14 protein-coding genes are annotated in these 13096 nt (G+C 44.0%); 2 read left to right on the top strand and 12 right to left on the bottom strand.

Going from position 1 to position 13096, the window contains the following annotated elements; all coding sequences use genetic code 11:
- Position 1: 1 nt before the first annotated feature.
- Genes ACTNBR_RS02990 through ACTNBR_RS03000 form a run of 3 tightly spaced genes read right to left on the bottom strand, consistent with a single transcriptional unit; the run spans position 2 to position 2852 of the window.
- The gene (locus ACTNBR_RS02990; protein WP_441016256.1) at positions 2 to 193 is read right to left on the bottom strand and encodes a hypothetical protein; all 192 of its coding nucleotides are present in this window, start codon (positions 191 to 193) and stop codon (positions 2 to 4) included.
- Positions 194 to 198: 5 nt separating this feature from the next.
- Positions 199 to 2598 carry a phosphoadenosine phosphosulfate reductase domain-containing protein gene (locus ACTNBR_RS02995; RefSeq protein WP_441016259.1) on the bottom strand — a complete coding sequence of 800 codons (2400 nt, stop codon included), beginning with the start codon at positions 2596 to 2598 and terminating at the stop codon, positions 199 to 201.
- 35 nt (positions 2599 to 2633) lie between these two features.
- Positions 2634 to 2852, bottom strand: coding sequence for a helix-turn-helix domain-containing protein (locus ACTNBR_RS03000; RefSeq protein ID WP_441016262.1), 219 nt, complete (start codon positions 2850 to 2852; stop codon positions 2634 to 2636).
- Between the two features lie 524 nt (positions 2853 to 3376).
- Between ACTNBR_RS03000 and ACTNBR_RS03005 the strand changes: the two genes are divergently transcribed.
- Positions 3377 to 3937: an IS66 family transposase gene (locus ACTNBR_RS03005; RefSeq protein ID WP_441016265.1), complete on the top strand. Its 561-nt coding sequence runs from the start codon at positions 3377 to 3379 to the stop codon at positions 3935 to 3937.
- A complete protein-coding gene (locus tag ACTNBR_RS03010; RefSeq protein ID WP_441016468.1) occupies positions 3919 to 4020 on the top strand; it encodes a hypothetical protein in 102 nt (33 codons plus the stop codon). Before ACTNBR_RS03005 ends, ACTNBR_RS03010 begins: the two co-directional genes overlap by 19 nt.
- A 290-nt stretch (positions 4021 to 4310) precedes the next feature.
- On the opposite strand, the gene ACTNBR_RS03015 is transcribed toward ACTNBR_RS03010, so the two are convergent.
- The 9 genes from ACTNBR_RS03015 to ACTNBR_RS03055 form a co-directional block, all read right to left on the bottom strand.
- Positions 4311 to 5354 (bottom strand): nucleotidyltransferase domain-containing protein, encoded by a 1044-nt coding sequence (locus tag ACTNBR_RS03015; protein ID WP_441042666.1) that lies wholly within the window; start codon positions 5352 to 5354, stop codon positions 4311 to 4313.
- A gap of 136 nt (positions 5355 to 5490) precedes the next feature.
- Positions 5491 to 6915 carry a relaxase/mobilization nuclease domain-containing protein gene (locus ACTNBR_RS03020; protein WP_441016271.1) on the bottom strand — a complete coding sequence of 475 codons (1425 nt, stop codon included), beginning with the start codon at positions 6913 to 6915 and terminating at the stop codon, positions 5491 to 5493.
- A 13-nt stretch (positions 6916 to 6928) separates the two neighbouring features.
- Positions 6929 to 7261, bottom strand: a complete 333-nt coding sequence (locus ACTNBR_RS03025; protein WP_441016274.1) for a plasmid mobilization protein — start codon at positions 7259 to 7261, stop codon at positions 6929 to 6931.
- Positions 7255 to 7623, bottom strand: a complete 369-nt coding sequence (locus ACTNBR_RS03030) for a DUF4316 domain-containing protein (protein ID WP_441016277.1) — start codon at positions 7621 to 7623, stop codon at positions 7255 to 7257. Before ACTNBR_RS03030 ends, ACTNBR_RS03025 begins: the two co-directional genes overlap by 7 nt.
- Positions 7595 to 9742 carry a DNA topoisomerase 3 gene (locus ACTNBR_RS03035; RefSeq protein WP_441016280.1) on the bottom strand — a complete coding sequence of 716 codons (2148 nt, stop codon included), beginning with the start codon at positions 9740 to 9742 and terminating at the stop codon, positions 7595 to 7597. The genes ACTNBR_RS03030 and ACTNBR_RS03035 overlap by 29 nt, the downstream gene beginning before the upstream one ends.
- Positions 9739 to 11814 (bottom strand): JAB domain-containing protein, encoded by a 2076-nt coding sequence (locus tag ACTNBR_RS03040; RefSeq protein ID WP_441016283.1) that lies wholly within the window; start codon positions 11812 to 11814, stop codon positions 9739 to 9741. Before ACTNBR_RS03040 ends, ACTNBR_RS03035 begins: the two co-directional genes overlap by 4 nt.
- Positions 11804 to 11974: a hypothetical protein gene (locus tag ACTNBR_RS03045; protein ID WP_178856496.1), complete on the bottom strand. Its 171-nt coding sequence runs from the start codon at positions 11972 to 11974 to the stop codon at positions 11804 to 11806. Before ACTNBR_RS03045 ends, ACTNBR_RS03040 begins: the two co-directional genes overlap by 11 nt.
- Positions 11958 to 12749 (bottom strand): DUF4366 domain-containing protein, encoded by a 792-nt coding sequence (locus tag ACTNBR_RS03050; RefSeq protein WP_441016286.1) that lies wholly within the window; start codon positions 12747 to 12749, stop codon positions 11958 to 11960. The genes ACTNBR_RS03045 and ACTNBR_RS03050 overlap by 17 nt, the downstream gene beginning before the upstream one ends.
- On the bottom strand, positions 12736 to 13068 hold the full coding sequence (locus tag ACTNBR_RS03055; protein WP_058351253.1) for a DUF4315 family protein: 333 nt from the start codon (positions 13066 to 13068) through the stop codon (positions 12736 to 12738). The genes ACTNBR_RS03050 and ACTNBR_RS03055 overlap by 14 nt, the downstream gene beginning before the upstream one ends.
- Positions 13069 to 13096: the final 28 nt, after the last annotated feature.

The following is a 13096-nucleotide window of genomic DNA, read 5'->3' on the forward strand; positions in this document are numbered from 1 at the left end:
CCTACAAAAATAGTGTGCAGCCTTCTTCTTTGAACTGCTCAACCTTCTCATTCAAGGTCTCGACATCGGTATCCAGGACCTCTGCCAAATGTTCTCTACAGAAAAACTGTTTTATTTTCTTGCCTAATAGCTTTTTGCACAGAGCCTTGTCATCTTTCGACAAGGCTGTTTTACAGTAATAACATTCTTCCATCTTTATCACACCCTCTTAATTACAGCAGCGAGTGCGTCATCCGGAGTAATATCGTTATTCAGATGCACATTCTCAAGTCCGCCTGTTAAATCTGCAGTGAGAATTCCCATCTGCGTCAAAGCTTTCAGTGCTGGGATAAGATTCTCTGCCGTCATACCAAATACCGTATACGGATTAACACCCTCTGGCAAGAGCAGATCCGTTACCGTAATGTCATAACAATTAGTTTCCTTTGCTTCTTTATAGAGCAGATATGCTAATGCCGGCATCGAAATATATCCCGGAGAGATTCTTCTGATACCCCTCGTAGAGTTTCCGGACATCTGTAATTCTGCAACATATATATTCTGAGCCTCAGCCTGTTCATTTGAAAGGCATCCAAGAGGCGAATATCTAAGCATTGTAATCAATGCATTTGTTGGATTCTTAATCGTGTTATCATTCAGAGTCGGGAAGTCCTCTTTCATGATTGCCACGATGTCATCTCTGCTGTACTGAACCTCAAGTTTTATCGACTTTACAAAGCTATTTACGATTGCTGAGTTATACGCAAGTCCTACCCAGATAATCTGCCAAGCTGCAAGCTTATTGCGATCGTATAATCCTTTGACAACGTCAAACTTGTCAGAGATCTTCTTTTCCTTATCATCAATGAGTTCCGCTTCACGCAACCAGTTGATTGCGGCAGGAATCATCTTTGTTCCGAGATTTGGATAAGTGCCAAACCATTCATTCCCCCTATCAAAGAAGACATCAACCCACTCATCTCTGAGACCAAATGTTGAATATCTATCAATACCACTAGTTCTCATATTTACCGACTTAACAAGCATGCCGCCTTCATTAATCTGCTTTCTATGAGCAATGATGCATCCACGTGAGCTGACTTCCAGGCATTTATGGCAGTGGACGCACATATTTTTATTAATCTCGACCTTATTTCTAACCGTAAGTGCTCCTGTCGGACACTCTGCTTCACAAACCCCGCAAAGTTCACAGCCCGCGGTCTTCGTCAAAACTCTGGAAAGCATTCCGTGCAACGCAGGTTTGTTTACAGTTCCTTCCGCTATAAATCGGACCGTTTCACCTTTTTCTTCAACAGTGAAACGGAAGATCTCGCCATTGTAATTCATCTGGCCTTTGGTAACGCCGTTTGCTTCCTCAGAAACATACTGGCAAAGTGCAAACAGCCATATTCTCCAATCAGACTTCGGCTTAGTTACAACACATTCGAAGTTCGGCTCCTTGCTGATTAGATCCACTCTTGATCCATCCGGTATCAAACCTCTACCACCAGCATTTTTCTGCCAGTTATTTGAGCTGATATAATTATTTATTTTTTCCTTTGAGTTAAGGCCCAGGTTCTTTGCCATCTCCTCAATAACTGCCACATACTTTTTTGAAATATCAGGGTATACTCTTCTGATCAAATACTCTGACCAGTCAGATGCAAACGGGCAAACACCACAGCCTACTCTTGTCAGACCCATTCTGTATGCTGGATTCAGTTCGATTCCTCTCGAAAACAGATACAAGAAAATTTCTGAATTATTCCATCTGAATATGGCTCTGCAGTTAATCAGATTAGGATGCTTTACATTAACACCAATTCTGTCGTAGGCCTCTCTTCTTGCACTTTCATCTGCTCTGACACCTTCAAACACAGCAACCTTTGGCTGTACATCCGTGTTATGAATCTCCTTCATAGTCCGTCGGAATACTGTCGTTTTCATTACCGAACAGCACCATCTGTTCACACGGCTCGGCGGACCGTACTGTTTCCAAAGATCCAGCGCTCGACGATCACTCTTCGCATGATAAAGCTTAAAGTTCGGGAATCTGTACTTATAATCTTCTTCAGTGTAAGCCACAATATCATATGTGCACGGCAATTCCATATCTGTATCCTGAAATACTGCCTTAAATGATTCCACTGGAAGCACTCTTGTCACCAGATCAAGAATAACCTGCGAGTCCTTACCTCCCGAAAAAGCCACCACAAAATCGTCAACTTTTCCTTTGTATGCATCATAACAGCCAAGGATAAAGTCCATGGCCTCATTCTCAATTGTCTCAATAGCTTCTTTATTGATTTCAATGAGCTTATCTACATCTACAGCCTCAAGGGTAGCAAAAGTAAAGCCAGAGTTGTAAACAACTGTAGGCTTTGAATATATTCCCGCACCTCTTCTTTCAAAGAAAGGCTGGCCCTTGTAATAATATCTTGCATCTATATTCCAGCAGATTGGTTTATCGGTTTTCGGGAGGCGATAATTCTTGTCTACTTCAAGAATCTGCAGCTCCTGCAGGTAAACCGGACGTGGTGCCGGAATTGCTTCCTCGTCTGATATATTATCGCTCAATATAATTCCGTTGTTCTGAGCGTCCCATTTAACTTTATACATAATGCACTCCGTTTCTAATAGCCATTGCTATCTGCTTATTCGCCTTGTGGTTCTAAACAGTCATCGGCATCAGATATTTTTTCGGTCTCATTATTCTTCATCCACTCATCGACTTCGTTTATATCGAAACGCCACAAGCGCCCTTTTTGATGAGCCGGCATGCCTTCCTTCTTAATCCAGTTCATAACTGTATCTCTACTAATATGAAGGTACGCACATACCTCTTTCATTGAAAGCCACTTGTTCTCCTGCATTTTAAAAACCTCTCTTCAGAATCATCTCAAAGAGTACACAACAAAAATTGTGCGATCTGTAGATGCCCACAATGTACCGAATTACATTTTATCATAGGGTTCAGCATCTGACAAGATTTTTCTTGATTTAACTCTTTTTTCGTGGTACAATACCTATCTTTCGTGTTTTTATCTGTTTACATTTGTTCTTTGTTGTTTTTTGTAGTGTAGCGCAGAATAATTGAGCATATTCAGGTTTCTGTAAATGTTACTGATTATATTGCGGATGAATATCGTAACCGCAAGACCGGCACAAGAATTCATGCCCCATTTCCGACCGGCATTATTAATCATGTAAATTATGGTGCCTCTGTTAAGGTTCTTGCCTTTTTACTAAATGATTATTACAACGTTTCCATAGCCAAAACAAGGCAATGTATATCTGACATCACAAAGGGTATCGTTAATCTTTCTACTGGTACGATATGCAACCTTTCTTCTGAATTTTCAGCAAATACTGCGACTGAACGTGCCTAGATTTTTTTTTGCTTACCCACTCAGATATTTTACATTCGGATGCCACAGTAAGTAACATTAATGGCAAACGAAAGGCCGTTATCCTTTGTACTGACAAGGAGCAAGTTCTATATCAGCATCTTGATCATAAAGGGCACGTTGGACTTTCCCCAACACCGGTCAAAGACTTTAAAGGAACCATTGTCCATGACCACGACAAATCATATTATTCCTACGGTTCTTCCCATCAGGAATGTATTGCTCATAAATTTAGATATCTTGTTGGTGCAATTGAAAACGAACCAAATCTTAAGTGGCATAAACAAATGCATGACCTTCTTCAAAAGATGATTCATATAGCTAAGAAAAATAAAACCGGTATTCCTAACGAACAGGTAAACAAACTGACTAATAAATATGTTTCAATTCTTGAACTTGCTGCTAATGAATACGAAAATAATCCACCAACCAAAGATTACCTGGATGGATTTACTCTTCAAAAAGGCTGCGAGAATAACAAGACCACCATCTATACTTTCTCAAACATCCTGATGTTGACTATACGAACAACATCAGTGAACGAGAACTAAGAAAATTCAAACGAAAACAAAAGCAGGCTGTTGTACTACGAAGCAATTCTGGTGGACAGCATATTTGTGATGCACTTACATAATTAAAACTGCAAAAATGTAAAATAAAAAAATATACGATGTTGTTGAAGCTGCATTTATCAAATAATCATAAAAGGGTACAGAAAAGTTTGTTACAATCTAACAACACATTCTCTGTACCCTTTGATTTTATTGGCTTTGGCTAATCACTGAACAGTAACACCAAATCTACTAATCACGAAATATGAAGCCCTATTCAAGAAAATCTTTGTGAAGCCTCATTCCGGATAATAAAAAATGGGCAACACCACAGCCATCAATCGCCACAACTTCATCCATTTCTTAATTGCTCTTATCTCACATTTTCAGTTTTCTTTTTACTGCTCTTATCAGTTCTTTCACTCTGCGCATAGATGTCTGATTTCTTCTCCTTCAGTTTTCCCCTTACCGATGTCTTTTGTCGTTTCTCTTCCAAATACTTCTCCACACCAAGCAGATATTCCTCCAGTGTTCCGGTCTTTCCTTCTGTGATCGGATTGATATCTACCTTCACCCCGCCAATTTCCATTCCATCTTCATGAAGAATATCATAGAAAGCATCTTCCCTGACATTTCCTTTATATTCCAAAACCACATCCAGATCAGAACCAGCTTTTTCAATTCCCCGGCACCGGCTTCCTGAAACTACAACACCAACAATCTCTGCCTCCAAATTGTTTTCGTCTATCTTCGACTGAACATAGTCTGATACAATCTCTTCAATCTCAGAAGCGCTCATCCCATCAATTCGGTGAAACATTTCATCAGTCTTTCTTCTGAAATCTGTAACAACTCCGGGTTCAGTACCAGCAATTTCCTCCTGCTTGGCTGCAAGATCCGACCAGAGTTTCCTGATTACCCTATTGAGGTACACATTGTTATTCTCCATCAGTTCAAATTCCAGATCCTTGCAATCTTCCACTGTGGTAAGCCCAGCAATCCTCTTATGGTAATTTCCATACTGAATAGCTTCCTGAAGCTTATCATCCAGTTTACATGCTTCTTTTCTTGTAATTCTCTCCCAGATATCATCCTTTTCTGAGCGGATCACAAAGCCACTTCCCTCATCATGCCGCTGCTCTCTCATATGAAGAACATCGTCTTCTCCCTTAATCTTGCATGTAAAATCGAATTCATTGAATCCCATTTCCCAGTAATATCCTGCCTGTGTCAGCTGAATGTCTGTAACATCCTCGGCTACCATCATTTCTTTCTCTGTACTGTTATTTTCTCTATTCATGTCTTTCATTTTTCCTTTCATAGGCGGCGCATTAAGGCCGCAATCGTTGTTGCTTCGCAAGTTAGCAAGCAGTGCCTTCGTGATCACACGAACGCTGTTTGCTTGTTGGAGGCACATCCCCAATCCCCTTAGAATGACATCCCTGATGTCAAGCTGCGCCCTCACCTTGTGAGTGCTGATACATTCCTGCTCCGCCGGAATTGCAAAAAAAGAGGGCAACCACCAATTTACACTTTGATGATTGCCCGTATGCTTATCTCTGCTGCTGCCTTTTCTTTTTCAAATCTTCTTCCTGGTCCCAGGTCTTCTGAGCCGCATAGAAGGATTCCACATTTTGCTTTGCAATCTGATAATCCCGCATCTCTTTTTTTATTTTCTTGTATTCGCTGTAGGCTGCTTTTTTCTCCGAAAGCAGTCTGGCAAATTCTTCATTCAAATCCTTTACTTTCGGAATCTTTCCATCCGGCAGATGAGAAAATGCTTCCTTTGCCGCTTTGTGAAGAGTAATCTCTTCTCGATGTGCCTCAAAGAATTTCTTGCTGTATCCGGATTTTCGATAGGCTATATAGATATCCCTGGTCTTGGAATAGTTGATGATGTGCGTTTTCAAAACTTTGTTCTCTGCCATTTTGGTTTCTGCATCCTTGATGATTTTCATCAGTTCATGATATCTGGAAGCACTTCCTTCTACCAACGCATCCAGAGTTTCTTTATCGTGAATATCGTGTTGCTGTAAAAACAAAATGGATTCCGCAAACTGTTTCACATTATATTTCTTCGCCCATCGTACATATCCGCCGTTCTTTCCCTGAGCCATCTTCTCCTGAATATCGACCACAAGATCAAACCTTCGTTTTTCTTTCGGGGGCTGTGCTGGTTCCCGGCTTTCCGTCTTATTCTCCGGCATCTCCGCTTCACCGGCGATTACTTTTTTCAGTTGCTCCTCTGAAAAATCTTCTCCCAGAGAGCGGAACCGGATAAAACGCTTTTGCTCTTTTCCGCAGATTGCTGTGTGCTTCCCACGCTTAATATCATATCCTTCTGCCTGTAATAGTTTGAGAAGTTCTTCAAAATCAGCCGGCTTCTGATCCAGGCATTTCAGAATATCTTCCCGGATAATATCCCTCAGGCTTACACGATCCGGATACTTGGTACGTCTCTGCCTCTCACTTGGTTTTACTTTTGGAATGATGGATAATCCATGCTCCAGGCAGATAATGTCGCTGAGTCTCTGCAGGGCAATTCCTGAAAACCAAAAGTCCCTAAACTTCCGGTCACAATCCAGATTAGTGGAATTGAAAATGATATGATTGTGGATATGAGCCCGGTCCACATGCGTTGCCACAATAAACGCATGCTTCCCCTTGGTGAATCTCATGCCGGTTTCATATCCAACTTCATTTGCTTCCTCCGGTGTAATCTCTCCGGGCTTAAAGGACTGGCGGATCTGATAAGCAATGACATCTCCCTTGGGCTGCCTCCACGTTTTTTTCAGATAATCTATTTTTGACTGTGCAAATTCCCAATCGACAAAATCCGGTTGGCACTTATAAGAAGAGATATATTTTCCGTCTTCTGTTTTCTCTCCATTCTTTGCATAATCGGTTCTGTCTTTCAGACACTGCATTACGGAACGTCCTTTGTTCTGGTGCATTGCTATCAGTTTTGTCGCCGCCATCCTCTCACCTGCCTTACATAATTGCAGTCAGCTTATCAAGCATCTTTCGCATTTCCTGCAAGATTTCTTTCTGGTTGTTTTTCAGTTCCTCGATGTCTTCCCGGTAGATGCTTCCGGTTTCATTCGCTCTCTTTGCGTACTGATTCAGATTGTTCCCGGCTATCTGCAACAGTCTGAGAATTTCCTTCAGGTCAGAAAGATCCATCACAATCACAAAACCATTGAGGGCCATCCGTAACAGATATGCAGTCATGCTCCTGATACCGGCTTCCTCCATTCGCTCTTTAATCCGGTCAACTTCCTCCGGCGTGACACGGATATGAATGTACTTGGATCTCTCTACCATCCGGTGATCTCCCTTTCAAAGCAGCATCCCGGTACCGGTTTTCTCTCCGGCGCAGGTATCGGAGGCGTTACCTGTTTGTTCTGTTCCTTCAATTTTTCCAAAACAGATTTCTTATCATCCGGGACAATTTCAAGCGTGCCGACTGCCGGCTCCACCTTCACATTGTTGATTACGCCATCAAGGTTGTTGTCATTCTGCTCCACCATATCCTCAACGCCCTTCATCGGATTTCTGCTGATAGAAGGTCCTGCCCCGGCAGCTTCCTCCGGACTGTCGCCGCTCAAATTCTCTGATACTTCCACCTCGTACTCTCCATGGATTTCATCCCATTTCTTAATCTTTCTTGTTTTTGCTTTTTCCATTCTTGTCTTCTCCCTTCTCAAAACTAAGCTGGAACACAGCTCTTTTGTTCTCATCAACCGACATCACAACCGTGGTATCATAGGTCTTTCCGGTCTTCTGTGACTTGCATCCTTTCAGCTCCACCTTTCCATCATGCAAAAGTTTGGATGCTGTCTGCTTTGTCATTTTCTTTCCAAGAGCCTCAAAGAAACGGTTCTGTTTCCAGAGAACAAAACTGCAGCCACGAACCTCACAAAAATATCCTTTCTGCTTTTCTATCACATGTCTGCCACAGCAGGGACATGTCCCGATTTCTTCCAATGCCGGATGCATGAGCACTTCCGCATCCTCAATGATTTTGTAATTCTTCACAAGGTCGGTAATCATTTCCTCAATCTCATCCATAAAAGATGAGTCTGCATAGATTCCCCTTTCCACATCAAGCAGCTTCTGCTCCCACTCCGCGGTCATGGATGGTGACTGGATCTGCTCCGGCATCACCGTGATCAGTGCTACTCCCTTATGTGTCGGAATCAGATATTTGGTCTTCTTATTTCCTTTTCTCTCCACAAAGCCGATACGCACAAGCTTCTCAATGGTTGCCGCTCTCGTTGCAGATGTTCCGATTCCCTTACGCTCCACTTCCTCCGGCATATCTTCCGCCCCGGCTCTCTCCATTGCTGAAAGCAGGCTGTCTTCTGTGAAATGCTTCTTTGGTGTCGTCCTGCCCTCTTCCAGTTTTGGATCTTGCAATAGATAAGAGCTGCCTTTTGTCAGGGCACTGATATATGCCAGTATGTCAGCATTCCCACTTTGTTCCTCTTCGTCATTTTCGGAATCTGCACGCTCTGCATTACTGCCCATGACCCAGTCCTGGATATCTCTCCAGCCTTTCTCTTTTAAGACTTTTGCCTTTGCCCTAAACACCGTATCCGCGCAGGTAAATTCCAGCTCCGTCTCACTCCGGACTGCCGCATCTCCCAGGGCAGAAATGAATCTTGCTGTAATCAGACTTAAGACTTTCTGTTCCCCGGATGGAAGTTCTCCAAATTCGGCATCCGCCACATTCACGGTAGGAATGATTGCATGATGGTCACTGACCTTCTTATTGTCGATTACCTGTTTTGCATGGATAGGAACATGCCTGGTATATCCAAATTTCCATACCAGCTTATCCATCAGACCAGGAATCATTCCTTCCATGTCTTCCGTCAAAAACCGGCTGTCTGTTCTGGGATATGTCACCAGCTTTTTTTCATAAAGGCTCTGGGTGTAATCCAGCGTCTGCTGTGCCGTAAATCCCAGGAACCGGTTGGCATCTCTCTGCAAAGCAGTCAGACTGTAAAGCTGTGGTGCCTTTTCCTGTTTGTCTGTGGTTTCCAGCTTCGTTACCAATGCCATCTTTTCTTCTTTGAGACGATTCAGGACATTCTCCGCATCCTGCCTGTTGTCAAACCGGTCAGATGTTGCCACAATTCCGGCGCTCTTAATTGACAGCCTGTAAATCGGTTCCGGCTTAAATCCCTCAATCTCTGCCTCCCTCTCCACAATCATGGCAAGGGTCGGTGTCATCACCCGTCCCACATTCAGGGTCTGGCCGTACAAAGTGGAAAACAGTCTGGTAGCATTCATCCCTACAATCCAGTCTGCCCGCTCTCTGCAAAGCGCTGCAGTATAGAGGTCGTCGTATTCCTTCCCGTCCTTCAGATTAGAAAAGCCATCCGAGATTGCCTGGTCTTCCATAGAAGAAATCCATAGGCGCTCGAATGGCTTTTTGCATTTTGCCTGATGATATACCAGACGGAAAATTAATTCTCCCTCACGGCCGGCATCAGTTGCTTCCACCAGCCCTGTGACATCATCACGCTCCATTAACTTTTTCAGAATCCCAAACTGCTTTCTGGTAGCATCCGCAACCTGGTAATTCCAGTCCTTCGGCAGAATCGGAAGATCCTCATATCTCCACTTCTCATACCTTTCATCGTAGGACTCCGGGGAAGCAAGCTCCACCAGATGGCCAACACACCAGCTGACCAGATACCCCTTTCCCTCCAGATATCCATCCTCTCTTTTCTCTGCTCCGATTACCTTCGCGATGGACTGTGCCACGGAAGGTTTCTCTGCAATCACTAATTTCAAGCCCTTTCCTCCTTCGCTTTTGTTGCCCTGGTTTTCTTCGGTGTGGTTTCTGACTTTTCAGCTTTTTCCTTGATCTTGGACTTTACAGAAGTTTTCTTTTTCGCCTGCGTGCGCTTCTTTTCCAGGTTTTCAAGTGCCTTATCTACCGCAACCTTAAGATCAGGGTTTGGCACATTCTCCTGAGAATCCGGCACCACCGGAATAAAGCCCTGCTCCCTGTCTGCCTGTAACACTTGAAGCTTCTGGTCAATCTGGTAAATGAAATCTGCCGCGGTCTGTCGGATTTTGTCGAGCGCGCTCTTTAGCTCCGGGGTCTCCTTTCCCTCAGACCAGCCCGCCACATAAGAAAAGGAATAGTCAGAAGTGTTGATACCGTAATGCTGGCACACAACATATGCCACACTCTCGGCCTCTACCTCTTTTCCATTCCTTGATACATGATCTGCAGCTGCCACTGCATCCTTATCATGAAGCTTCTGGTGCGCCATTTCATGAAGCAGGGTCTTGATTGTCTGAACCTCACTCATTCCATCCTGAATGGCAATTCTCTTATCTTCCTGATGATAAAAACCCTTCGCTTCCCCATCGATCTGCTCAAAAGTAACCGGTACCGGACTGATTTCCTGTAAAGCCTGCAAAAGCTTCGGATATCCTTCAATACTTCCAACCAGTTCATCAGGTCCTATGGAGGGTAGTTCCTTCCCGTCTGTCTGTGATACGTCAAACGTCTTCACCACCTTAAAGGCACGGATGGTTACTTCCACCTTTTCCATTACCGGCTCCCCGTCTGCATCAAGCACCGGCTTTCCCTTATCATCCAGTCTGGTCTGTTCCCTCTCAATCTTGTATGGTGCAGGGGCAAGGATACTGATACCCTTCTCTCCCTTTTTTACATACCTTCCCATCTCTTTCCATCCGGTAAAACTCTGACAGAGACTTGCATCCGGTCTCTGCATCATGATCAGAATGGAATTGTTTACGGAATATCGGGGAAATTTCGCCATTGTGTCCAGAAACTGTTTGTATTTATCGCTTTGAAATACCTCCACAACGCCTTTCTCCAGCTGGTCAGTTACAGCCTTTAACTGGTCGGCCTGTTTCTCCCTGGACTCAATGAACTGAATTTTCTTCTGTACTCCCTCTGGGATCTCTCCCACAATTTCCGCTTCCGGATATGCATGGATCAGCTCCGCAATCAGTTTCTGTGCATCCCAGTTGTTTCTGATCTCAGGCACATAGGATAAAGCCTCCATGTCAAACCTTTTGCCGTTAAAAATATCAATCTCGCTAAACAGCTCCGGTGCCTCTTCATTTGCCACACGCACTCCAATCGCCGGTATGCCATTCATGCGCTCCGAAGGAATGCTTCCAAATATCTCCATAGCTTCCTTAACTGTCTTAACTCCGATATGCTCTTCCCCCATGGAATGAAATTCGCTGCATTCCGCAACAGTAAGCGTTGCAGTCATCTTTGCTTCTTTTTGTACCGTATTTTCCGCCACTCTAAATCCCTCCAATTCAATATCATTCAATTCCTTCGTCAGTTTTAACGAGGACAGCGGCATTTGCTCCTTCTGGTGAAAGGAATAGTAATCCTTTCCCGGTCCGACAATGACATGATCTAAAAACCTGACCCCGATCAGGTCACTTAACTGCTTTACCCTGTCCGTAAGAACAATGTCCTCAGAACTCGGCACCAGTCTCCCTGACGGATGGTTATGAACCAGCATTATGGAAGCTGCATTTGACAGGATCGTGCTCTTAAAGATTTCCCTCGGATGCGCGACTGACTGGTCCAGTGCTCCCATGCTTACCACGTTCATGTTGATTGGCCGCCCGTCTGACTGTAGATTTACGATTGCCACAACCTCTCTGTCATAGTCCTTCAGCATATCTGCCATGACCTTAACAGCTGCTTCCGGTCCATCCATCGGAGTATCACTTAAAAGAGGTGGCATATCCACCAAACGGATAGCCACCTGATTCAGTTTGTACACCTTCTCTTTTTCAGGTTCCTGTGCTATGACAGAATCATAAAAGCCCTGCCTTGGACGGATCCCGCTAATGTTCATCCGGGTTTCCTTCTGCAACAGGGATGGTCATGGAAAAGTCCTTATCCCTTAATTTTTTCAGTCTTGTCAGCACGGATTCCTTTGTGGAAGTCCTTCTTTTCTTATTCCCAATCTTCAGGACTCCTTTTGCATATCCAAGATATCTACTCTTCCTCGCCATCGTCTTCCTCCTCTGAAAGGTCTTCCTCTTCCGGCTCCTCATCCAGAGCATCCAGATAGTCCTCATCGTCATCATCCAGATAATCCATATCCGGATCCGGTATATCCTGCTTTTTCTTTGCCTTTCCGGACTTAAAGTACATAAATCCTCCAATACCGCCTAATGCCAGAATAAGGATTACGCCCATAATTCCTGTCACATTTGGGCTTTTCTTTTGGGTTTCCGGTTCCGTTTCCTCTTCCTTCGGCTCTTCCTTTACTTCCTCTACGGTTGTTTCCGGTTCCGATGGCTGTTCCTCAGTCTCGGTCATACCCTGGGATGCCATATATGCTTCCACTTCCTCATCTTCCATTAAGGCCAGAAGATCCGATTCATCCACCAGATTTAAGAAGTGTACAGTCTCGGTTCCCTTATCATCACGATCAATGATGATGTAGAAGAAGTTGCCAGATTTCGTAGTCACCGTAATGAACTGCTTGCCGCCGGCTTCAAAAGAACCATAGTCATCTACCAGGTTCATGTTTCCATCAGGGGTAAGCGGGCCATAGTTTTCCTCTTCCGGTTCCTTTTCTGCTTCCTTCCCTTCACAGTAATGGTAATCATAGATACAGACTTCACAGTCCTCATTGATGCGGTCCTCCGTACATTTTTCCTCACAGATACACTCCGCTTCTTTTCCCTGTGCAAATACAGGAAGTGGTGTAAATCCCACTAATGCAGTCATGCCAACAAGCACTCCTGATACGAATTTCTTCATCATCTTAGTTATCTTCATCCTGATCATCCTCCTCATTCTCATCAAACAGATTTTCCTCATCCTCCGCCGGCTTATCCCCGGCATGATTCATGGTTACAGGTTCAGGCATTTTTACCTGACCGTTTAACAATTCCTGCAATTTTCCGCTGCCTGCCAGCTGTAAGAACTGCGCCAGCTGTTCAGGAGATAAATTGTAGGATGCAACATCACTCACAATCTGCTGGTTCTCCTCTTCCTTGAGCTTTGCCTGCAGTTGCTTCACCTTTTTCTCCGCTTCATCTCTCTTTGCGATTGCTTTTTGCAGATCTTCGCGAAGCTTGTCTAATCTTGCGTACATATCCTTTCCTCCATTCAAAAAGCGCCCC

Origin of the sequence: Bariatricus sp. HCP28S3_F11, assembly GCF_052065395.1 — a bacterium.
Classification (GTDB): Bacteria; Bacillota; Clostridia; order Lachnospirales; family Lachnospiraceae; genus Allocoprococcus.

Coding starts and splice junctions, on each gene's coding strand:
- ACTNBR_RS03000 (WP_441016262.1), bottom strand. CDS start 2,852: ATGCAGGAGAACAAGTGGCTTTCAATGAAAGAGGTATGTGCGTACCTT.
- ACTNBR_RS02990 (WP_441016256.1), bottom strand. CDS start 193: ATGGAAGAATGTTATTACTGTAAAACAGCCTTGTCGAAAGATGACAAG.
- ACTNBR_RS03055 (WP_058351253.1), bottom strand. CDS start 13,068: ATGTACGCAAGATTAGACAAGCTTCGCGAAGATCTGCAAAAAGCAATC.
- ACTNBR_RS03020 (WP_441016271.1), bottom strand. CDS start 6,915: ATGGCGGCGACAAAACTGATAGCAATGCACCAGAACAAAGGACGTTCC.
- ACTNBR_RS03040 (WP_441016283.1), bottom strand. CDS start 11,814: ATGAACATTAGCGGGATCCGTCCAAGGCAGGGCTTTTATGATTCTGTC.
- ACTNBR_RS03030 (WP_441016277.1), bottom strand. CDS start 7,623: ATGGAAAAAGCAAAAACAAGAAAGATTAAGAAATGGGATGAAATCCAT.
- ACTNBR_RS03045 (WP_178856496.1), bottom strand. CDS start 11,974: ATGGCGAGGAAGAGTAGATATCTTGGATATGCAAAAGGAGTCCTGAAG.
- ACTNBR_RS03015 (WP_441042666.1), bottom strand. CDS start 5,354: ATGTGCCTCCAACAAGCAAACAGCGTTCGTGTGATCACGAAGGCACTG.
- ACTNBR_RS03025 (WP_441016274.1), bottom strand. CDS start 7,261: ATGGTAGAGAGATCCAAGTACATTCATATCCGTGTCACGCCGGAGGAA.
- ACTNBR_RS03050 (WP_441016286.1), bottom strand. CDS start 12,749: ATGAAGATAACTAAGATGATGAAGAAATTCGTATCAGGAGTGCTTGTT.
- ACTNBR_RS02995 (WP_441016259.1), bottom strand. CDS start 2,598: ATGTATAAAGTTAAATGGGACGCTCAGAACAACGGAATTATATTGAGC.